Origin of the sequence: Cyanobium sp. PCC 7001 (assembly GCF_000155635.1) — a bacterium.
Lineage (GTDB): Bacteria > Cyanobacteriota > Cyanobacteriia > PCC-6307 > Cyanobiaceae > NIES-981.
Genome location: NZ_DS990556.1, coordinates 706353 through 727142 on the forward strand (window position 1 = coordinate 706353; position 20790 = coordinate 727142).

20 protein-coding genes are annotated in these 20790 nt (G+C 70.8%); 13 read left to right on the forward strand and 7 right to left on the reverse strand.

The window, feature by feature from the left end; translation table 11 throughout:
- The first annotated feature begins 144 nt into the window (after positions 1-144).
- The 5 genes from CPCC7001_RS03455 to CPCC7001_RS03475 all read left to right on the forward strand — a co-directional run bounded on the left by CPCC7001_RS03455 (position 145) and on the right by CPCC7001_RS03475 (position 4256).
- Entirely contained in the window at positions 145-1038 is an 894-nt protein-coding gene (locus CPCC7001_RS03455; RefSeq protein ID WP_006911624.1) for a cation diffusion facilitator family transporter, read from the forward strand.
- Positions 1031-1543, forward strand: a complete 513-nt coding sequence (locus CPCC7001_RS03460) for a hypothetical protein (protein ID WP_006911314.1) — start codon at positions 1031-1033, stop codon at positions 1541-1543. Before CPCC7001_RS03455 ends, CPCC7001_RS03460 begins: the two co-directional genes overlap by 8 nt.
- A 16-nt stretch (positions 1544-1559) precedes the next feature.
- Positions 1560-2078 (forward strand): hypothetical protein, encoded by a 519-nt coding sequence (locus CPCC7001_RS15470; protein WP_071778340.1) that lies wholly within the window; start codon positions 1560-1562, stop codon positions 2076-2078.
- Between the two features lie 5 nt (positions 2079-2083).
- On the forward strand, positions 2084-3121 hold the full coding sequence (gene trpS / locus CPCC7001_RS03470; RefSeq protein ID WP_043368566.1) for a tryptophan--tRNA ligase: 1038 nt from the start codon (positions 2084-2086) through the stop codon (positions 3119-3121).
- 529 nt (positions 3122-3650) lie between these two features.
- Positions 3651-4256, forward strand: a complete 606-nt coding sequence (locus tag CPCC7001_RS03475; protein ID WP_006911688.1) for a glycoside hydrolase family 104 protein — start codon at positions 3651-3653, stop codon at positions 4254-4256.
- Here the strand turns inward: CPCC7001_RS03475 and CPCC7001_RS03480 are convergent.
- Both CPCC7001_RS03480 and CPCC7001_RS03485 read right to left on the reverse strand, forming a co-directional pair.
- Positions 4253-4684, reverse strand: a complete 432-nt coding sequence (locus CPCC7001_RS03480) for a TM2 domain-containing protein (RefSeq protein ID WP_006909286.1) — start codon at positions 4682-4684, stop codon at positions 4253-4255. The two genes, CPCC7001_RS03475 and CPCC7001_RS03480, sit on opposite strands and share 4 nt — an antisense overlap.
- A complete protein-coding gene (locus CPCC7001_RS03485; RefSeq protein WP_050757054.1) occupies positions 4684-5079 on the reverse strand; it encodes a DUF2605 family protein in 396 nt (131 codons plus the stop codon). Before CPCC7001_RS03485 ends, CPCC7001_RS03480 begins: the two co-directional genes overlap by 1 nt.
- Before the next feature lie 187 nt (positions 5080-5266).
- Between CPCC7001_RS03485 and thrS the strand changes: the two genes are divergently transcribed.
- From thrS to CPCC7001_RS14985, 8 genes are all read left to right on the forward strand, one after another.
- On the forward strand, positions 5267-6994 hold the full coding sequence (gene thrS, locus CPCC7001_RS03490; protein WP_006910773.1) for a threonine--tRNA ligase: 1728 nt from the start codon (positions 5267-5269) through the stop codon (positions 6992-6994).
- 2 nt (positions 6995-6996) lie between these two features.
- Complete coding sequence (gene glk / locus CPCC7001_RS03495; RefSeq protein ID WP_006911548.1) at positions 6997-7995, forward strand: glucokinase; 999 nt, start codon at positions 6997-6999, stop codon at positions 7993-7995.
- A 28-nt stretch (positions 7996-8023) separates the two neighbouring features.
- A complete protein-coding gene (thrB, locus tag CPCC7001_RS03500) occupies positions 8024-8998 on the forward strand; it encodes a homoserine kinase (RefSeq protein ID WP_043368567.1) in 975 nt (324 codons plus the stop codon).
- Between the two features lie 77 nt (positions 8999-9075).
- The gene (locus CPCC7001_RS03505; protein WP_006911081.1) at positions 9076-10689 is read left to right on the forward strand and encodes an NAD(P)H-quinone oxidoreductase subunit 4; all 1614 of its coding nucleotides are present in this window, start codon (positions 9076-9078) and stop codon (positions 10687-10689) included.
- Between the two features lie 51 nt (positions 10690-10740).
- Complete coding sequence (locus tag CPCC7001_RS03510) at positions 10741-12861, forward strand: M3 family metallopeptidase (RefSeq protein ID WP_006909151.1); 2121 nt, start codon at positions 10741-10743, stop codon at positions 12859-12861.
- Positions 12862-12908: 47 nt separating this feature from the next.
- Positions 12909-14024 carry a phosphotransferase enzyme family protein gene (locus CPCC7001_RS03515; protein ID WP_006910619.1) on the forward strand — a complete coding sequence of 372 codons (1116 nt, stop codon included), beginning with the start codon at positions 12909-12911 and terminating at the stop codon, positions 14022-14024.
- Positions 14024-14632 (forward strand): DOMON-like domain-containing protein, encoded by a 609-nt coding sequence (locus tag CPCC7001_RS13940; RefSeq protein WP_050757056.1) that lies wholly within the window; start codon positions 14024-14026, stop codon positions 14630-14632. The genes CPCC7001_RS03515 and CPCC7001_RS13940 overlap by 1 nt, the downstream gene beginning before the upstream one ends.
- Positions 14629-15648 (forward strand): hypothetical protein, encoded by a 1020-nt coding sequence (locus CPCC7001_RS14985; RefSeq protein WP_006909053.1) that lies wholly within the window; start codon positions 14629-14631, stop codon positions 15646-15648. Before CPCC7001_RS13940 ends, CPCC7001_RS14985 begins: the two co-directional genes overlap by 4 nt.
- Here the strand turns inward: CPCC7001_RS14985 and CPCC7001_RS14340 are convergent.
- Genes CPCC7001_RS14340 through CPCC7001_RS03550 form a run of 5 tightly spaced genes read right to left on the reverse strand, consistent with a single transcriptional unit; the run spans position 15533 to position 20776 of the window.
- Complete coding sequence (locus tag CPCC7001_RS14340) at positions 15533-17020, reverse strand: glycosyltransferase family 39 protein (protein ID WP_071778259.1); 1488 nt, start codon at positions 17018-17020, stop codon at positions 15533-15535. The genes CPCC7001_RS14985 and CPCC7001_RS14340 overlap by 116 nt on opposite strands.
- Positions 17021-17076: 56 nt before the next feature.
- On the reverse strand, positions 17077-18078 hold the full coding sequence (locus tag CPCC7001_RS03535) for a polysaccharide pyruvyl transferase family protein (RefSeq protein ID WP_083782567.1): 1002 nt from the start codon (positions 18076-18078) through the stop codon (positions 17077-17079).
- Positions 18071-18478, reverse strand: a complete 408-nt coding sequence (locus CPCC7001_RS03540; protein WP_006911232.1) for a dihydroneopterin aldolase — start codon at positions 18476-18478, stop codon at positions 18071-18073. Before CPCC7001_RS03540 ends, CPCC7001_RS03535 begins: the two co-directional genes overlap by 8 nt.
- Positions 18475-19839: a glutamate-5-semialdehyde dehydrogenase gene (locus tag CPCC7001_RS03545; RefSeq protein WP_006910223.1), complete on the reverse strand. Its 1365-nt coding sequence runs from the start codon at positions 19837-19839 to the stop codon at positions 18475-18477. The genes CPCC7001_RS03540 and CPCC7001_RS03545 overlap by 4 nt, the downstream gene beginning before the upstream one ends.
- A 7-nt stretch (positions 19840-19846) precedes the next feature.
- Positions 19847-20776, reverse strand: coding sequence for an ROK family protein (locus tag CPCC7001_RS03550; RefSeq protein WP_050757178.1), 930 nt, complete (start codon positions 20774-20776; stop codon positions 19847-19849).
- Positions 20777-20790 lie beyond the last annotated feature (14 nt).

Genomic DNA, 20790 nt, shown 5'->3' on the forward strand with positions numbered 1-20790 from the left:
GAAGAGCTGAGTCTCTTTAGCTCACCTGGCGGCGGCACGCCTCCCCGGGGCTCAATAGCGTGACAGCAGTCGCAGGCCATTCCGGTGGCGAGCCAAGGGCCACAGTTCCATTACTTTTCTGCACCGCCGCAGCGGGCGACGGAGGTGAGCCGGGCCCTGACCCGGATCCTGGGACTCGGCCTGGTGATCGGCGCCGTCAAGGGAGCCCTGGGTCTGCTGGGCGGCTCGCTCTCTCTGATGGCCGATGGGTTGCTGGGACTGGGGGAAGGTGGCGCCGCCCTGGTGGCTCTGCTGCATCACGGCATCGGAGCGGCCCGGCCGGATCGCGACCATCCCTACGGCCACCAGAAGCTGCTGGCGCTCGGCGCCCTGGCCGGTTGCGTCCTGCCGCTGTTCGTGGGGGTCGAGATCCTGCAGGCGGCCCTGGCCCGCTGGCAGGGGGCCGGGGCCGCCGGGCTGCCGGTGTTGCGGCCGGGGCCGGCCGGCTGGGCCGTGCTGGCTCTGGTGCTGCTGGCCCAGCTGGGGTTGTGGCGGTGGAGCCTCCGGCGGGCCGCTCAGCTGGCCAGCCCGGTGCTGCAGCTGCGCAGCCGGGGCCTGGGCCTCTGGAGCGGGGCCTCCGGGCTCGTGCTCCTGGGCCTGGTGATGGCCGCGACCCGGGGCTGGGGCCGGCTGGATCTGCTGCTGGCCCTGCCTGTGCTGCTGCTGCTGGTGCTCCAGTGCTGGCGGGTGATTCAGCAACTCCTGCCGGAGCTGGAGGATCGGATCGCCATCCCGCCGGAGGCCATCCACGCCGCCGTGCTGGCCGTTCCGGGCGTGCTGAACGCCCACGACATCGGCAGCCGCGGTGTGCTGGGTCAGCTGGTGTTCGTGGACATGCACCTGGTGGTCGATGCCGACGACCTGCCCACGGCTCACCGCATCACCGAACTGGTGGAGGAGCACCTGGAGGCTCGCTTCGGGCCCCTGCGCTGCAACATCCACCTGGAACCGCGGGAATACGCCAGTGATCGGATCACGTTCCATGGGGCCCATGGCTGACCCTGCCCTGCGCTTCACCCCCAGCCAGTGGCAGCAGCTGCGCGCCTGGGAGGCGGTGCTCGAGCAGTGTGCGGGCTGGAGCGGGGAGCTGCCGGTGGTGGTGCACGAACGCTGCTGGCTGCGGCTGCGCGCCGTGCCCGTGGCCAGCCTCTGCCGCCACGTGCCGCCGGACACCAGCGCCGAGGCACCGGAGCTGGTGCGCTACCGCGAGCGGCTCAGCCAGGGCGAGGATCCCTGGGTGGCGCAGCTGCACTGCTGGGAGGAGTTCGGGCAGCAGGCCTGCCAGCAGGCCCAGCGCACCTACTGGCAGCGGCAGGAGGCTGGTGGCGGGGGGTGGACCCTGAACCACTACCTGGCCCTGATCAGCCGCTACCGGCGTCAGCTGGAGCAGGGCGGGCCGCGCTCCCTGCCTCTCCTGCTCCTCCCCCGGTCCGCCAGCCGCGAGTCGCACCGCTTGCTGTGGCTGCGGCCGTCCCGTCAGTCGATGCGGCACACTTGCGCCTGACTCCCAGATGGCCGCCATGGCTGACGAGACGAGCACTCCCTCGCCCCAGGGCGGCAGACCCGGCGGCAACCGTGAGCCCGGCGGATTCCGGATCCGGTTGAGCGACAACGAGATGCGGGCAGCCCGGGCGGTGCAGGAGGCCTTCCGGCTGCGTTCCACCGTGGCGGTGCTGGGCTTCTGCCTGCGCACGGTGGCCCAGCTGCTCGAGGAGGGAAAGCTCGATGAACTGGTCAACGAGGCCCGCAGCCAGGCCCCCCGCGACAGCGGCCGTGGGGGCCGCCGGGGAGGCCCCGAGGGCCGGGGATCCGACACGCGCGGGGGTCGTTCCGAGCGGGCACCCCGCATCGACCCCTTCGCCCGCCCCAGCCGGCCCAAGCCGGCACCTGCGGCGACGGAGGTCCCCACTGCCTCCGCCGAAGGGGAGGAGGTCACGGCGGTGGAGCCGGAGCAAGCCGCCAGGGCTGACGCCAACGTCCTGACAGCTGAAGCCAGCGAGCCGGCAGAGGATGAACCCACCACAACCCAGGAGGTCTGACGCCGATGGCACGGCCGCGGGTCCTCTCAGGGGTGCAGCCCACGGGCGCCCTGCACCTGGGCAACTGGCTCGGTGCCATCCGCAACTGGGTTGACCTGCAGGACAGTCACGACACCTTCTTCTGTGTGGTGGATCTGCATGCCATCACCGTGCCCCACGATCCAGCCCAGCTGGCCGAGGCCACCCTCACCACGGCGGCCCTCTACCTGGCGTGCGGCATCGACCCGGCCCGGTCCACCGTGTTCGTGCAGAGCCACGTGGCCGCCCACAGCGCCCTGTGCTGGCTGCTGAACTGCGTGACGCCGCTCAACTGGCTGGAACGGATGATCCAGTTCAAGGAAAAGGCGCTGAAGCAGGGCGATCAGGTGTCGGCGGGCCTGCTCGACTACCCGGTGCTGATGGCCGCCGACATCCTGCTCTACGACGCCGATCTGGTGCCCGTGGGGGAAGACCAGAAGCAGCACCTCGAACTGGCCCGGGACATCGCCCAGCAGAGGATCAACGCCCGCTTCGGCAGCCCCGGACCCGACGGGGAACCCCTGCCGGTGCTCAAGGTGCCCGAGCCGATGATTCTCACGGAGGGGGCCCGGGTGATGAGCCTCAGCGACGGGCGCAGCAAGATGAGCAAGAGCGATCCCAACGAGGGCTCCCGCATCACGCTCCTGGACCCGCCGGAACTGATCAGCAAGAAGATCAAGCGGGCCAAGACCGATCCCACCCTGGGCCTGGAATTCGGCAACCCGGAGCGGCCCGAGGCCGACAACCTGCTCGGCCTCTATGCCCTCCTGAGCGGCAAGGGCCGCCAGGCTGCCGCCACCGAGTGCGCCGAGATGGGGTGGGGACGCTTCAAGCCCCTGCTCACCGAGGTGTTGGTGGAGGCCCTGGCCCCGGTGCAGGAGCGCTACCGGAACTGGCGGGGGGACCCCGGGGCCCTGGAACAGGTGCTGGCGGAGGGTCGCCAGCGGGCGGAGAGCGTGGCTGAGGCGACGCTGGAACGCGTCCACGACGCCCTGGGCTTCCTGCCACCCAGGCCCCTGGCCTGAGGGCGAGCGGGCCCCTTCAGGCAGAGCCTCCGGGACTGCCGCGGAGCGAAGGGAAACCCCGCGGCGGAGTTCGCTGCGCCGGCACTGGAGGGGGTCGCATGGGGGACAGTTGCAAGACCGTCCGGGCCACCCTGGCCAGACTTGCCGGTTCTCGTGAGGGTTGAGTGGGTAGGTATATCTGCGGCCAGGGGGGCAAATTATGCCGCTGGCGGCTTAACACTTTCGACAGGATCGATCAGCCGCGCTGATCCTTCCGGGCCCCTACGCCCCCTTGACGCCCTCTTCGCCAAGGCCGCGATCCTGAACCACCAAGCCTGTGCCGGCAGCCCTCGCGGGCTTCAGGAGACCAGTCTCACGGCTTGTCCAAGGTCTGGATGCATGCGCCGATGCCTTTGTCAACTCCCCAGGCCAGGGAGTAGCTGCCGTCACCCACGGATCAGCAACGTGTGGCGACTCGCTTGATCCCTGACTGAAGCCCTCCTTTCTCCAGCACCCGGCCCGCCGTCCCCTGGCGATCGCGGCCTGCCTGGTGGCGGCACTCCCCACCACCCTGGCGGCCTCGGCCGAACTGCCCGGAGGTCCCGCCCGCCTCGACGCGGCCGCCAGCCGCCTCCCGGCCGCCACCCGCGTGGCCGCGCGGAAGGCCCAGGGGCCGTTCACGATCACGCCGCAACGCCGGGCCCTGCTGGACACGATCCGCTACGCGGAGGGCACCTGGAAGGGTGGACGCCCCGAGGGCTACCGCGTGCTCTACGGCGGCCAGCTGTTCTCCCGCCTGGATCGCCATCCCGAGATCACCGTGCGGCGCCGCTACACCAGCGCGGCCGCAGGGGCCTACCAGTTCCTTCCTGGCACCTGGAGGGAAGTCTCACGGCGCATGGGCCTGCGCAGCTTCGAACCCCACAACCAGGACCAGGCAGCCCTCTACCTCGTTCAGCGCCGGCGAGCCCTGCACCTGTTCGACCGGAAGGGGCTCGACGCTGAGGTGATGGCCCGCCTGGCACCCGAATGGGCCTCCCTGCCGGCGCAGCATGGGGGCAGCTACTACGGACAGCCCGTGAAGAGCCGCCAGGAGCTCACCCGCTTCTACCAGGGGGCACTGGCCCGGGCCCGACAGCAGAACCGCGCGGCCTAGGGCTCCCGGTAGATCACCCGGCCCCGTTCATCGTTTCCCACATCGAGCAGGTGGGCATGGAGCAGCCGTTCGATCACGCTTCGCAGCTCCTCGCTCTCCAGGGCGTCATGGTCCTCCAGGCTGAGCACCGCATCGTTCAGGGTGAATCCCCGTTCCCCCCGCATCCGGGCCAGTTGCAGCAGCTGGCGCTCGGTGGACACCCCTCGGCCTCGGCGCAGCAGCGGCACGGTGTTGGCCTGCTCCACCAGTTCAGGCAGCAGCCAGAGGTCCACGAGCTGGCCGAGGAAACAGAGCCCGAAGGTGAACAGGTAAAGCGTGCCGCTCAGGGGCTTGCGGGCATAGAAGCGCTGCAGGCCGCACACGCCCACCAGCCCCAGGGCCCACACCAGGTAGGCCAGGGCGAGATGACGCCGCTGCGACAGCACCATCAGCCGTGGGGCTCGGGGGGCAGCAGGCCGCCGGGCATGGCAGGGGGGTCGGGCCAGACCATCGGCGGCAGGTCCACACCGCTGCTGCGCAGCCGGGCCGAGAGGGACCACAGCTGCATCACCAGCTGGTGCCAGGGTGCCAGCGAGTCCATGCCCAGGGCCATCGGCACCGGAGCGGCCTGGCGGAGGCTGGAGGCCGCTGCCAGCTGGCTGTTGGCTTCCGCGAGCCGCTGGCGCAGGGCACGCCGTTCCTGCGGTGCCATCACCTCGTCGGGGCACAGTTCGAGCAGCAGCTCACCGCGGCTGAACCACACGCGGAAATCGGCCAGCAACGACCCCAGCAGGTGGTCGAGCAGATCGGCGGCGGGCTCCTGGGGCGAGGAGGAGGGGCTCATGAAATCAGCCTAGAAGGGCTGCGTAGGATCAGTCTTCACCACTCCCTGACGCATCGTGCCCGCTTCCGCGCCCGCATCCCGCCCCCATCAGGATGCGAGCGGGACCGGCACCGGGGCCGAGGCGACGCCGGCGCTCACCCTGCCCAGGACCAGCGAGAGCGAGGCGCTGCTGCGGATCCGCCATTCCATGAGCCATGTGATGGCCATGGCGGTGCAGAAGCTGTTTCCGAAGGCCCAGGTCACGATCGGGCCCTGGACCGAGACGGGCTTCTACTACGACTTCGACAGTCCCGACCCCTTCAGCGAGGCCGACCTCAAGGCCATCAAGAAGGAGATGATCCGGATCATCAACCGGAAGCTGCCGCTCGAGCGCCTCGAGGTGAGCCGCGCCGAGGCCGAGGCGCGAATCCAGGCCCAGAACGAGCCCTACAAGCTCGAGATCCTGGCGGGAATCACCGAGCCCATCACCCTCTACACCCTGGGTGAGGAGTGGTGGGACCTCTGCGCCGGCCCCCATGTGGCCAACACCGGTGAACTCAACCCCCGGGCCTTCGATCTGGAGAGCGTGGCGGGCGCCTACTGGCGCGGTGACGAGAACAACGCCCAGCTCCAGCGCATCTACGGCACCGCCTGGGAAACCCCCGAACAGCTGGCGGAATACAAGCGCCGCCAGGAGGAGGCCAGGCGCCGCGACCACCGCCGCCTCGGCACCGACCTGGACCTGTTCTCGATCGAGGACGAGGCCGGCGCGGGCCTGGTGTTCTGGCACCCGCGGGGTGCGCGCATGCGGCTGGAGATCGAGAACTTCTGGAGGGAGGCGCACTTCGCGGCCGGCTACGAGCTGCTCTACACCCCCCACGTGGCCGACATCGGCCTCTGGAAGACCTCCGGACACCTCGACTTCTACAGCGAGAGCATGTTCGGACCGATGCAGGTGGATGAGCGGGAATACCAGCTCAAGCCGATGAACTGCCCGTTCCACGTGCTCACGTACGCCAGCACGCTGCGGAGTTACCGGGAGCTGCCGATCCGCTGGGCCGAGCTGGGCACCGTGTACCGCTACGAGCGGCCCGGGGTGATGCACGGCCTGATGCGGGTGCGGGGCTTCACCCAGGACGACGCCCACGTGTTCTGTCTGCCCGAGCAGATCAGCGACGAGATCCTGGCGATTCTCGATCTCACGGAGAGAATCCTTTCCCGGTTCGATTTCCGCAGCTACGAGATCAACCTCTCCACCCGGCCGGAGAAGTCGATCGGTGAGGACGCCGTGTGGCAGCTCGCCACCCAGGGCCTGATCGAGGCTCTGGATCGCAAGGGCTGGGCCTACAAGGTGGACGAGGGCGGCGGTGCCTTCTACGGGCCGAAGATCGACCTCAAGATCGAGGATGCGATCGGCCGGATGTGGCAGTGCTCCACGATCCAGCTGGATTTCAACCTGCCCGAGCGCTTCGACCTCCACTACGTGGCCGCCGATGGCTCCCGGCAGCGGCCGATCATGATTCACCGCGCCATCTTCGGCTCGCTGGAACGGTTCTTCGGGATCATGACCGAGAACTACGCCGGCGATTTCCCCTTCTGGCTGGCCCCCGAGCAGATCCGCCTGTTGCCCGTCACCGACGAGGTGCGTCCCTACGCCGAGGAACTGCTGGGTCAGCTCAAGGGCGCCGGCGTGCGCGCCAGCGTCGACCATTCGGGGGATCGCCTCGGCAAGCTGATCCGCAACGGCGAGCAGATGAAGATCCCCGTGCTCGGGGTGATCGGCGCCAAGGAGGCCGAGACGGGGAGCGTGAGCCTGCGCAGCCGTCGGGATGGCGATCTGGGCTGTGTGGCCGCCTCGACCCTGCTGGAGGCCGCCCTGCGGGCCAACCAGGACCGGGCGGCGGGGCTGGCCCTCACGGCCGTCGCCGAAGCCTGAGGATGCACGCAGACGCGCAGCCCCTCAGCCTGCTGGCGGGCGACATCGGTGGCACCAAGACCCTGCTGGCGCTCTACGCCAGCCATGGCGACCAGCTGGAGCTGCAGCGCAGCGAGCGCTACGTCTCGGCCGACTGGCCCGATCTGGCCCCGATGGTGCAGGACTTCCTGGGTGGCGCGTCTCCTCCTGCCGCCGCCTGCTTCGCCGTGGCCGGGCCCGTGGAGGGTGAGCGGGCGCGCCTCACCAACCTGCCCTGGGAACTGTCGGAATCGAACCTCAGCCAACACACCGGCATCGGCCGGGTGGATCTGGTGAACGACTTTGCCGTGCTGATCTACGGCCTGCCCCACCTGCAGCCGCAGCAGCAGGCCTGCATCCATGCAGGCAGCGCCCAGGACGGCGAACCCCTGCTGGTGCTCGGCGCCGGCACCGGCCTGGGGGTGGCCTTCGGGCTGCCGGGCCCGCAGGGGCTCACCGCCGTGGCCAGCGAGGCGGCCCATGCCGAATTCGCGCCCCGCTCGGAGCAGGAATGGGCGCTCAAGCAATGGCTGCAGCGGGATCTGGGGGTGGAGCGCCTCTCGATCGAGCGGGTGGTGAGCGGAACGGGCCTGGGCCATGTGGCCCGCTGGCTGCTCCAGGAGCACGACCCCGAAGGCTGCCATCCCCTCCGCCAGGCCGGCGACGATCTGCCTGCGGCCACTGCCGCCGCCGCCGCGGAGGGCGATCCCATCGCCAGCGAGGCCCTGGCGCTCTGGCTCGGGGCCTACGGCAGCGTCTGCGGAGACCTGGCCCTGGCAGCTCTGGCCAGGGGAGGGATCTGGCTGGCGGGCGGCACCGCCGGCAAGTTGCTGGAGCCGCTGAAGGGCAGCGGTTTCCGCCAGGCCTTCCTCGCCAAGGGCAGGCTCGCGCGCCTGCTGGACGCCATTCCGATCACGGCGGTGATCGATCCGGCCATCGGTCAGTTCAGCGCCGCCTGCCGCGCCCGGATGCTGGTGAGCTGAGACACTGGGGCGAGCCGGAGTCATACCGATGGTGCGCCCCCGCATCGGCCAAGGGGTTGTGGTGCACGTGCCTGCCACCACCGCGAACCTGGGACCCGGCTTCGACTGCCTCGGGGCGGCCCTCGCGCTCGACAACGTATTCGAGATGCGCTGCATCGAGGGCGGCAGTTCCCGCTTCGACCTCATCATCGAAGGTCCCGAGGGTTCCCACCTGCGCGGCGGGCCGGACAACCTCGTGTACCGCTCCGCTCAGCGGGTGTGGAAGGAGGCCCAGGAGGAACCGGTGGGGCTGGAGGCGCGGGTGCGGCTGGCGGTACCGCCGGCCCGGGGTCTGGGCAGCAGCGCCACGGCGATCGTGGCCGGGCTGATGGGGGCGAACGCCCTGGTGGGGGAGCCGCTGAGCAAGGAGAAACTGCTGGAGCTGGCGATCGACATCGAGGGCCATCCCGACAACGTGGTGCCGTCACTCGTGGGCGGTCTGTGCATGACCGCCAAGGCGGCCTCGCACCGCTGGCGGGTGGTGCGCTGCGAGTGGGCCCCCGAGGTGGTGGCTGTGGTGGCGATCCCGGCCATCCGGCTCACCACCAGCGAGGCCCGGCGTGCCATGCCCAAGGCCATCCCGGTGGGCGACGCCGTGACCAACCTCGGAGCCCTGACCCTGCTGCTGCAGGGGCTGCGCACGGGCAACGGCGATCTGATCACTGACGGCATGCACGACCGGCTGCACGAGCCCTACCGCTGGGGGCTGATCGCCGGAGGCCGCCAGGTGCGGGAGGCCGCCCTGGAGGCCGGGGCCTGGGGGTGCGTGATCAGTGGCGCCGGCCCCAGCCTGCTGGCCCTGTGTCCGGCCGGTGACGTGGCGGAGGAGGTGCGCCGGGCGATGGTGCGGGCCTGGTACCACGCTGGTGTGGAATCGCGCGCCGAGGTGCTCCAGGTGCAGCAGGAGGGCACCCACTGGCAGCCCCTGCCCGATCGGGTGCCGGCCGCGGGCGGCGCCGGATGAGCGGCGGCGCCTGAGTACATCTACCCAGCCGCCATCGCGAGACTGATAAGTTGCACCACACCATGATTTGATTCGGGATGGACGCCAACCTGGCTCAGCTGGTCGCGTCCTTCCCGCTGTCCTTCGGGCTGTCCTTCGGGGCCCTCCCCCTCCAAGCCGCCGCCTTCCCCTGGCTCAGCCTGATCGTGCTGCTGCCGGCGGCCATGGCTCTGCTGATGCCCCTGCTGCCCGGGGATGGCAGCGATCCCCGCTGGCCCCGCACCCTGGCGCTGGGAACGCTCCTGGTGGATCTGGGGCTGATGCTCGTGTGCTTCAGCCAGCGGTTCGACGGCGGCAGCAGTGGCCTGCAACTGGTGGAGCGGGTCAGCTGGGTGCCGGCCCTCGGCCTGGAATGGTCCCTGGGAGCGGACGGACTCTCGGCCCCGCTGGTGGTGCTCTCCGGCCTGGTGACCCTGCTCTCGGTGGCGGCCAGCTGGAACATCAACCGCAAGACCCGGCTCTACTTCGCCCTGATGCTGGTGCAGGCCTCGGCCCAGGGCCTGGTGTTCCTCTCCCAGGATTTCCTCCTCTTCTTCCTGGCCTGGGAGCTGGAGCTGGTGCCCGTCTACCTGCTGATCGCCATCTGGGGAGGGCAGCAGCGCCAGTACGCCGCCACCAAGTTCATCCTCTACACGGCCACCGCGTCCCTGCTGATCCTGGTGAGTGGCCTGGCCCTGGCCTTCTCCGGCGACAGCTTCAGCTTCAACCTCTCCGACCTGGCAGCCCGCAGCCCCGGAGGAGTGTTCGGCCTGCTCTGCTACGCCGGCTTCCTGATCGGTTTCGGCGTGAAGCTGCCGATGTTCCCGCTCCATACCTGGCTGCCCGATGCCCACGGCGAAGCCAACGCGCCCGTTTCGATGCTGCTGGCGGGGGTGCTGCTGAAGATGGGGGGCTATGCCCTGATGCGCTTCAACGTGCAGATGCTGCCGGAGGCCCACCTCACCCTGGCACCGGCCCTGATCGTGCTGGGCATCGTCAACATCGTGTACGGCGCCCTCAACGCCTTCGCCCAGGACAACGTGAAGCGGCGCATCGCCTGCAGCTCGGTGAGCCACATGGGCTTCGTGCTGCTGGGCATCGGTGCGATCGATGCCCTGGGCATGAGCGGGGCGATGCTGCAGATGATCAGCCACGGCCTGATCGCCGCCGCCATGTTCTTCGTCACCGGCGTGTTCTACGAGCGCACCAAGACACTCTCCATTCCCAACATGGGTGGATTGGCCAAGGCGCTGCCGATCACGTTCGCCTTCTTCCTCGCCAGTTCCCTGGCCTCCCTCGCCCTGCCCGGCATGAGCGGCTTCGTGAGCGAGATCACCGTGTTCCTCGGCATCACCGCCAACGACGGCTTCACCACCGGCTTCCGCGTGATCACGATCGTGCTCGCCGCCATCGGCCTGGTGCTCACGCCGGTGTACCTGCTGAGCCTCTGCCGGCGGGTGTTCTTCGGGCCGAGGATTCCCGCCCTCGCGGTGGTGGGCGACATGAAGCCCCGGGAGCTGCTGATCGGCCTCACCCTGCTGGTGCCCACCCTGGTGATCGGCTTCTGGCCGCGGGTCGCCATCGACTTCTACGAAGCCAGCACCAACGCTCTCGCCAGCCAGCTGGCCAGTGTCAGCAGCATCGCCCTGGACGGATTGCCCCCCATCGGCTGAACCACGCCGGCGGGCGGCATCCGCTGAAATGGCGTGAGATGACCCCTGGAGATGGGCAACGCCACCGCAGTTCAGCCCCTGCTCGCCGGCCAGGGTCTGCCGGCCTTCGAAGCCATCACCCCGGAGCAGATCAACGCGGCCATGCCCCGGTTGCTGGAGGAGCTCGACGCGGAGCTCACGGCGCTGGAACACCGGCTCGAGCAGCAGCCGGCCCAGCCTGAGGCCGCGCTGCACTGGGAGAGCGTGATGGATCCGCTCCAGCGCCTCGGCGAGCGGCTGCGCTGGAGCTGGGGGGTAGTGAGCCACCTGCACGGCGTGTGCAACAGCCCCGAGTTGCGGGAGGCCTACCAGCAGCAGCAGCCGGCCGTGGTGGCCTTCGGCAGTCGCGCCGGCCAGAGCCGGGTGGTGTACCGGGCCCTGGAGACGCTGGCCCAGCAGCACGCCGCCAGCCAGCCCGGTGATCCTGCGCACCTCGATCCCACCCAGCTGCGCATCCTGGAAGCGGAGCGCCTCGACATGCAGCTGCGCGGCGTGGGGCTGGAGGGGGCCGAGCAGGATGCCTTCAACGCCGCCACCGCCGAGCTGGCCAGCCTGGCGAGCACCTTCGGCAACCACGTGCTCGATGCCACCAACGGCTGGAGCCTCACCCTCACCCGCGAGGAGGAGCTGGCCGGGCTGCCGGACAGCCTGCGCGAGCTGCTGGCCCAGGCCGCGCGGGAAGCCGGGGAGGAGGGCTGGCGCCTGGGGCTGGACATGCCACGGGTGGTGCCGTTCCTGAAGTACAGCCAGCGGCGGGACCTGCGCGAAACCGTCTACCGCGCCCATGTGAGCCGAGCCTCCAGCGGTGAGCTCGACAACGGCCCGCTGATCGAGCGGATCCTCACCCTCAAGCGGGACCAGGCGCGCCGCCTGGGCTACGCCAACTGGGCCGAGGTGAGCCTGGCCACGAAGATGGCCGGATCCGTGGCGGACGTGGAGCAGCTGCTTGAAGAACTGCGGGCGGCGGCGTTCCCGGTGGCCGAGGCGGAGCTGGAGGCCCTCAGAGCCTGTGCCCGGCGCCATGGCGCCCCCGAAGCCGACGCCCTCAGACCCTGGGACGTGAGCTACTGGGCCGAGGTGCTGCGCCGGGAATCGTTCGACCTCGATGCCGAGGCCCTGCGTCCCTGGTTCCCACTCGAGCAGGTGCTGCAGGGCCTGTTCGGCCTCTGCCAGCGCCTGTTCGACATCCGCATCGTGAGCACCGAAGGGGAGGCGCCCCTCTGGCATCCCGATGTGCGCTACTTCCGGGTGCTGGATGCCGGCAACGGCACCCCCCTGGCCGGCTTCTACCTCGATCCCTACAGCCGGCCGGGCAGCAAGCGCGGCGGCGCCTGGATGGACGAATGCCTGGGCCGCTCGAGCACCCCATCCGGCGAGACCGTGCTGCCGGTGGCCTACCTGATCTGCAACCAGAGCCCGCCCGTGGGGGACACCCCCAGCCTGATGACCTTCGAGGAGGTGGAGACCCTGTTCCACGAGTTCGGCCACGGACTCCAGCACATGCTCACCACCGTGGAGCGGGCCCAGGCCGCCGGCATCAACAACGTGGAGTGGGATGCGGTGGAGCTGCCCAGCCAGTTCATGGAGAACTGGTGCTACGACCGGGCCACGCTGATGGGAATGGCGCGCCACTGGCGAAGCGGCGAGCCCCTGCCGGAACGGGAATACGAGAAGCTCCTGGCCGCCCGCACCTTCATGGGGGGCACCGCCACCCTGCGCCAGGTGCACTTCGCCCTCACCGACCTGCGCCTCCACAGCCAGTGGACGCCGGATGGGGGCCAGAGCCCGGAGCAGCTGCGTCGTGCCATCGCCCGCAGCACCACGGTGCTGGAGCCGATTCCCGAGGATGCCTTCCTCTGTGCCTTCAGCCACATCTTTGCCGGCGGCTATGCCGCGGGCTACTACTCCTACAAGTGGGCGGAGGTGCTCAGCGCCGACGCCTTCAGCGCCTTCGAGGAAGTGGGTCTGGAGCAGGAGGAGGCGATCGTGGCCACGGGCCGCCGCTTCCGCGACACGGTTCTCAGCCTGGGGGGCAGCCGCTCCCCGGCCGAGGTGTTCGAGGCCTTTCGCGGCCGCCAGCCCAGCAGCGAAGCCCTCATCCGTCATTCGGGCCTGGCGGCCTCCAGCGGCTGAACCGAGGGGCTGCCGGGCCAGGTCAGCCCCTTGGGCAGGATGGGGCGATGGAGTGCACGCTGAGCGACCTGCGCGGCATCGCCGACCGCTTTGCCCTGCCGGCAGCGGTGAGCGCCGTCACACCCCTGGGCAACGGCAACGTCAACGACACCTTCAGGGTGGAGACGGAGAGCGGACAGCGTTTCGTGCTGCAGCGCCTCAACACCCGCGTGTTTCGCCACCCAGAGCAGGTGATGGCCAACATCGTGGCCCTCAACCGCCATGTGGCCGGCCGGGCCCCCCTGACGGCCACGCCGGAGAGACGCTGGGAACTGCCCGAGGCGATTCCGCTGCGCGACGCCACGGCCTTCCAGCTCCGGCATCCGTCGGGGGTGTGGCGGATGCTCAGCCATGTGGACCAGGCCAACACCCACGACACGGTGCTCCACCTCGACCATGCGGCCGAACTGGGCCGGGGCCTGGGCACCTTCCACCGGCTGATCCACGATCTGCCCTGCCGGCAGCTGGCCGACACCCTGGAGGGCTTCCACATCACGCCGGGCTACCTGGCCAGCTTCGATCAGGTGCACGCCGGCCTGACGGGGCGGACGCCCCAGCACCGCTTCGACGCCGATGAGCACCATTGCATCGCCTTCGTGAACCAGAGGCGGGCCCTGGCCGGGGTGCTGGAGCAGGCCAAGGCCGCAGGGGTGCTGCAGCTGCGGCCGATCCACGGCGATCCGAAGGTCAACAACGTGATGCTCGACACCGCCACCGGTCGCGCCGTGGCCCTGGTGGATCTCGACACGGTGAAGCCCGGGCTGGTGCACTACGACATCGGGGACTGCCTGCGCTCCGGCTGCAACCCGGCGGGAGAGGAGAGCCGCGATCTGGAGGCGGTGGTGTTCGATCTCGATCGCTGCCGCGCCATTCTGGGGGGCTATCTGGAGCAGGCCCGCAGTTTCCTCACCGCCGCCGATTTCGACCACCTCCCCGTGGCGGCCCGGTTGATCAGTTTCGAGCTGGGCCTGCGCTTCTTCACCGATCATCTGGCCGGCAACCGCTACTTCAAGGTGAGCCATCCGCGTCACAACCTCGAACGGGCCCTGGTGCAGTTCCGCCTCACCGAAAGCATCGAGGCCCAGGACACCGCCCTGAACGCCCTGATCGAGGAGCTGCGCTGATGGCGCGCCAGACCTTCCGGCTGGTGCCCTTCGAGGCCGGCGGACCGGCCGTGACCATCGACGGCCAGCTCACGCTGGCGGCGGCCATGCCGGGGGAGGGCGCTCCGGTGCTGGAGCTGGCGCTGCTGGTGCGCGACCGGGACCCCGGGGACGGTGCCGGCAACGGTGTGGCCAGCCTGGCCATCCCCGAACTCCTGCCGGACGCCCCCACCGCCGGCGCCGAGGGCCTGCGCCGCGACGGGCTCTGGCAGCACACCTGCCTGGAGTGTTTCGTGGGCCCCGCCGGCCAGCCGCACTACCTGGAGTTCAACCTCGCCCCCCACGGCGCCTGGACTGTGTACGCCCTCGACGGCTACCGGCAGGGGCTGCGGCCCGCTCCCGACTACCGCAGCCTGCCGTTCCGGTGCACCAGCAGCCCCGAGGGCCTGGAGCTGAATCTGCGCTGTGCGCTGCCGCGCGGCTGGAAGGCTGTGGCGTGCCTCGACTGGCAGGTGAGTGCCGTGCTGGAAGACCGCCACGGCAGCCTCAGCTACTGGGCGCTGCGCCATCCCCGCGGGGCCGCGGACTTCCATGACCGGAACCAGTGGGTGCTGGACCAGCCGTTGTGAGCGGAGCGCCGGAGTTCGGAATCGTGGTGGTGCACCGCTCGGCCAGTCCCTACCTGGCGGTGTGCCTGGAGCAGGCCCGGCGCTGCAATCCCCATGTGCCCGTGGTGCTGGCGGGCGACGCCAGCAATGCCGCCTTCGCCGTGGACCGCTTCGTGGCCATCGACCAGCTGCCCCGCTCCGCCGCCCACACCCAGTTCCTGCGCTGCTACCGCCACTACAGCCCGTCCCAGAGCCTGTTGTGGGAGCGCTTCTGCATCGAGCGCTGGTTCGTGGTGCTGGCCGTGATGGAGCTGGAGGGGTTCGAGCGGGTGCTGGCCCTCGATTCCGACGTGCTGCTGTTCTGCGATGCAGCCGAGGAGGCGCAGCGGTGTGCCGCCTACGCCGTGGCCCTGAACCACTGGGACGGGCAGCGGGCGCTGCCCCACTGCACCTTCATCCAGCGGCGCGAGGCCCTCGAGGAGTTCTGCGCCCTGGTGAGCGCCACCTACGCCAGCGAACACCGCCTGGAGGAGCTGAAGCAACGCAACCAGAAGCGGCTCGGCCGCCACTGGATCTCGGACATGTCGCTCTGGCACGCCTGGGCCATGACCACGGCCCGGCCGGTGCTGATCCGGGAGCGGCTGGGGGAGGAGCCGGCGATCTACGACAGCTGCATCGAACACGTGCGGGGCTTCGAGGCGGTGAATCCGCTGCCGCTGCTGGTGCGCCCCTGGAAGCGGCTCGTCTTCGAGCAGGGCCGCGCCTATGGCTTCCGGCGGCACGACGGCCGGCGGGTGCGGTTGCTGTGCGTGCACTACCACGGACGGTTCAAAGCTCTGATGGGGCGCCATGCCCGCGGACAGGCCGATGGTCTGGTGGCAGCCCTGGTGCTGCTGCGGCTGAAGCTGGCGGAGCTGCCCCTCAAGGCCCTGCGCAACTGGCGGAGCTACCTGCGCCGTCTGCTGGCAGGACCACCTGCCCCAGATCGGACGCCTGCACCACGGCCGCTGCAGGAGGACCAGGAGCCCCGGAGCTGAGCGGGGCCGCAACGAAGCAGAGGGGCGTGTCCGGATCCAGGCGCTGGGCCAGGGCGATGGCCTCGCCGAGGCTGGTGGGCGAGCGCACCAGCCGCAGCTGGCTGCCGGGGTGAGCCCACAGGGCCGCCTGCACGCGCGTGGGCCTGTACAGGCGGTACTGATGCCACCAGGTGTCGGCCGCGAGGATGGAGCGGCACGACAGGGCACCTGCCAGCAGCGCGGCCACCAGCAGCAGCACCCCGGCCGGGCGGCTCCCCCTGACGCTCACCAGGCCCCAGAGAGCGCCAGCCACCAGCATCTGGGCGCCCAGCAGGCCCGGCAGCAGGTAGCGGGTCATCTGGGCGTGTCTGCCGCCGGTGGCCAGGTCGCCGGCCTCCAGCACCAGCAGATTGAGCAACAGCAGCAACACCAGCAGCGACCATCCCGGCGACGTCGTTCGCCGCGCCAAGACCAGAGCGCCAGCCCCCGCCAGGGCCAGCACCACCGTGAGTGCCGCAGCGGGCCACCACGGCGGCGGCTGCCCACCCAGATCCACGAAGGGGGCGCTCCAGTGCAGCCCCCGCAGCCAGGCATCCGGCGGGGCCGGCGGCACCACCCGCAGCCAGGCGGTGTGGCGCAGAAACGCCTCCAGCCGCACCCCCAGAATCCACAGCCAGGGCAGGAATGCCACCAGGGCGATCGCCATGGCGGCGCCCCAGCGGCGCCGGTGGCCGGCGGGCTGGCCCGGCAGCAGACCATGGAGGCCATGGCTGAGGGGAACCAGCACGAAGATCAGGCTGGTGTACAGGCCCGCCACGAGGGTGAGCACATAGCTCCAGAACGGCAGCGGGCCCGGGCCCCGTCTGAGGCGCAGCAGGCCCGCACAGGCCAGGGCCGTAAGCAGCACCAGAAGGCTGTAGGGCCGGGCCTCCTGGGCATAGAGAAGCTGCAGCGGCGACACGACGGCCATGCCGGCCGCCAGGGCAGCAAGGCCAAGGGATCCCGATACTTCCCATCCGAGCCAGTACACCGCCGGCACGAGCAGCACACTGAACAGGGCCGAGAGCAGACGCACCGAGACCATGGCCTCGCCGAATCCTTCCCGCACCAGCCGGGCCAGCAGGAAGTAGAGCGGCGGGTGCTCGGGATGGCGCGCCAGTTCCCGCAGGGTCGCACTCCAGCCATGGTCGGCGGAGAGTCGCAGGAACTGCTGCAGCTCACCGGCCGTGAGCTGGGCTGGCGGCTCCAGAGGAGGGAAGCCGGCGGTGCGCAGCGCGGTGTACACCTCGTCGTGGGAGAGCCACTGGTGCCCGGGGTCGTGAAAGCGGAGTGCCGCCGCCGCCACCATCAGCACCAGGAGGCCCCAGCCGGTCCTGGGACGCCAGGGGCTCAACCGGGGTCCCAGTCTCGCCTCACCATCCCGAGCCATCAGCCACTCCCACACAGCCCTCAGCCGGCCTTTTCCTGAACCAGGGCCACAGAGGCCTGGAGCGCCTGGCGGGACAGCAGGAGCATCCGCGCCTGACTGGCGGCGATCGCCTCCAGGGGGCAATCCTCCAGACAACCGCGCATCAAGGCGGCCAGTTGATCCGGGCTGCAGGCCTCAGCGGGGAAGAGGTGGGGCCAGCCGGTGCGGCTGAGCACCTCGGTGAGCTTGCCGCCCCCGGCGATCTGATCCACGGCGATCACGGGCACACCGGCCGCCAGGGCGAGCAGCGAGCCATGCAGCCGGGTGGTGATCACCAGATCCACCCCGTCGAAGGCCGCTTCGATGTCAGCCGCGGAATTGCGGGCCGAAAGCACCGTGTCGATCGGCAGCACGGGGCCGGGGTGATCGGCCAGCACCTGCCTGAACAGGCCCTCCACTGCCGCCGAGCGGTCCCGCGCCGGGCCGTAGTCCTTCTGAGGCCCCCTCAGGCAGAGGCCGATGCGTGCCTGGGCCGGGCTGGCGGGCCGGGGCCGCTCCAAGGGCGGCTGGCAGCGGGCAATGGCCAGATCAAAGGTGGCGGACTCGGTGCCGTCGCGCGCCACCACCCCATCGAGCAGGACATTGAAAGGTCGTTGGCGCTCCAGCAGCGACACCCCGGCGGCGAGCTTGCGGGCATGGCCGCAGGCAGCGAGCAGCCGTCGCACCCGCTTGGTCAGCACCAGCGGCCCGCAGACGAACACCAGCGTGTGCAGCTGGCTGGCCAGCCGCCAGGGCCGGCGGATCGCCAGATGGCTCGGCAGCGCGTGGCTGGGGTGGGAGAGCACGCTGTGGGGCACCCCGGCCGTGCGCAGCGCGGCCGAGAGGTTCTCCACCGCCAGCAGATCGCCAAGGGTGGCGCCCCTGGGCCAGCTGCCCCACCACACCAGCGCCACCGGGGCAGTGGGAGGGGGCTGGCGCCATCCCCGAAGGCCGGCGGGCACCAACCGGGCCAGGCCGGAGGACGAGTGAGCGCGATCAGCCATGGGCACCCTCGAGGCCGAGCAGCGGCGGCGGCCCGGCGGGCCAGTGGCGGCTGCGGCGCACGGCCACCAGGCCCGAGAAGCCCGGCACCGGAGCGGCGCACTTGCGCAGTTCGAGCCACACCGGCACGGGCCCGTACAGGGCCTCCACCCGGGCAAGGATGCGCTCGCTGAAGTGTTCGAGGGTGAGGCACTCCAGACGCGGTGCCAACTGCAGCAGATCGGCGATCAGGCGGCTGTAGTCGAGGCTGGCGGCAAGGGAATCGGCCCGGGCGGCCTCGGCCAGGTCGGCCCCGAGCACCACGTCGAGTTCGAACCGCTGGCCCAGCCGCCGCTCCTGCTCCAGCACCCCCACATGGGCCCACAGGCGCAGGCCCCGCACCACCACCTGATCGCCGCTCACAGGGGCAGGGAACGGTGGGTGAAGCGGCGTTCCCCCTGGGCGTAGTCGGCGGCGATGTGGCCTTCGCCCCGCAGGCGATAGCGGTAGGTCACCAGGCCTTCCAGGCCCACCGGCCCCCGCGGCGGCAGGGTCTGGGTGCTGATGCCCACCTCGGCCCCGAAGCCGTAGCGGAAACCGTCGGCGAAGCGGGTGCTGCAGTTGAGGAACACCCCGGCGCTGTCCACCGCCGCGAGGAAGCGATCGGCCGTGGCTGCATCGGTGGTGCAGATCGCGTCGGTGTGCCTGGATCCGTAGCGGCCGATGTGCTCCAGGGCAGTCTCCAGATCCTCCACCACCTTCACCGCCAGGATCAGATCGGAATACTCCGTGCCCCAGTCGACCTCCGTGGCCGCCACCGGCACCCCCAGGGCCTGACTGGCCCCATCGCCGCGCAGCTCCACCCCGGCCCGGGCGAAGGCGGGGATGGCCAGGGAGAGAAAGGCCGGAGCGATGGCCCGATGCACCAGCAGGGTTTCGATGGCGTTGCAGGCCGCCGGGTACTGGGTCTTGGCATCGAGGGCCACCCGCAGGGCCTGCTCCGGATCGGCGGCGGCATCGACATAGAGGTGGCACACCCCATCGGCGTGGCCCAGCACCGGGATGCGGGTGTTGTCCTGGATGAAGCGCACGAGGGCATTGGAGCCCCGGGGGATGATCAGGTCCACCAGGCCATCCAGCTTCAGCAAGGCCAGGCTCTCCTCCCGGCTGGTGAGCAGGGTGAGGGCCTCCGGCGCCACGGCGCTGCGGCCCAGCCCCGTCTGCAGGGCGGCGAGGATGGCCCCGCAGCTGCGGCTGGCCTCCCGGCCGCCCTTCAAGATGGCGCCATTGCCGGAGCGGATGGCCAGGGAGGCGATCTGCATCACCGCATCGGGCCGGGCCTCGAAGATCACCCCCACCACCCCGAGGGGCACGCTGAGCCGCTCCAGCACCAGTCCCTGATCCAGTTCCGTATGGAGCTGGCGCCGTCCCACCGGGTCTGGCAGACCAGCCACCTGGCGCACGCCGGCGATCGCCCCATCGAGCTTGGCGGCATCGAGCTTGAGCCGCGCCACCAGGGCAGGCGCCAGGCCATTGCCGGCGGCAGCCTCCAGATCGGCCTGGTTGGCGGCCAGGATCGAGGGGCGGGCCTGCTCCAGCGCCTCGGCCATCGCCAGCACGGCCTGCTGGCGGGCCCCATCGCCGCACTGGCCCAGGGCCATGGCGCAACGGCGCACGGTGGCGGCCCGCTGCAGCAGCTCGGGGCTCGGATCGGGAACGGCAGCCGCCGGAGCGGCGGTGCCCGGCGGGCCGGATCCGGGCGGCGGTGTGGCGGTGACGGTCATGCCCCCATCATCCCAAGCGGACGGACTGGAGCCGTTGGAAGGCCAGCCGGGCGGCCCCCAGCCGGCCGGCCCCGTTGCCGAGGGCGCAGCGCTCGATCCGCAGACCCTCGCGGCTCACCTCCAGCACCCGCTGCTCCACCTGCTCCCAGACGGCCGGCAGGAAGTGGTGGCTGGCGCCGCTGAGTCCCCCTCCCAGCAGCACCAGCTCCGGGGTGAGCACGTAGAGCAGCGAACTCAGGCCGGTGCCTAGCAACCGCCCGTAGGCCCGCCACACCGCCAGGGCCTCGCCATCGCCGCCATCGGCGCGGCGGCAGAGCTCCTCGGGATCCAGGCCGCTGAGCCGGCCCAGACCGCCGATGCTGCAATAGCTCTCCAGAGAGCCCCGGTTGCCGCTGTTGCAGGCGGGGCCATCGGGCTGGATCCCGATCAGGCCGGGCTCGGCCGCAGCCCCGCCATGGCCGGTGAACAGCTCGCCTCCCAGCAGCACCGCTCCACCCACGCCCGTGCCGAGGGTGAGGAGCAGCACATCCGCGCTGCCCCGGGCGGCACCCTGCCAGAGCTCGCCGATCAGCGCACAGTCGGCGTCGTTGGCCAGGGTGACGCGCCGCTCCAGCAGCGGCTCGAGCCAGTCCGCCAGGGGCACATCCCGCCAGCCCGGCAGGTTGATGGCAATGCGGGCACGGCGGCAGGCCCGGTCGCTGGGGCCGGGGTGGCCGATTCCCACCCGGTCGGCCCGACGCTCCGGGTCGATCGCCTCCACCGCCTCGGCGATCGCCATCGTCACCGCCCCGGGCACGGCCGGCTGGGGAGTGGGATGCACCGCCTGGGCCAGCAGGGTGCCCACTGCGTCGAAGCGGCCGACCTTGATGGCACTGCCGCCCAGATCCACGCCGATGGCCTGGGGGCCTGGGCGGCTCTCCGCTGCTCCCGGGTCCATCCCCTGCCCGCCCT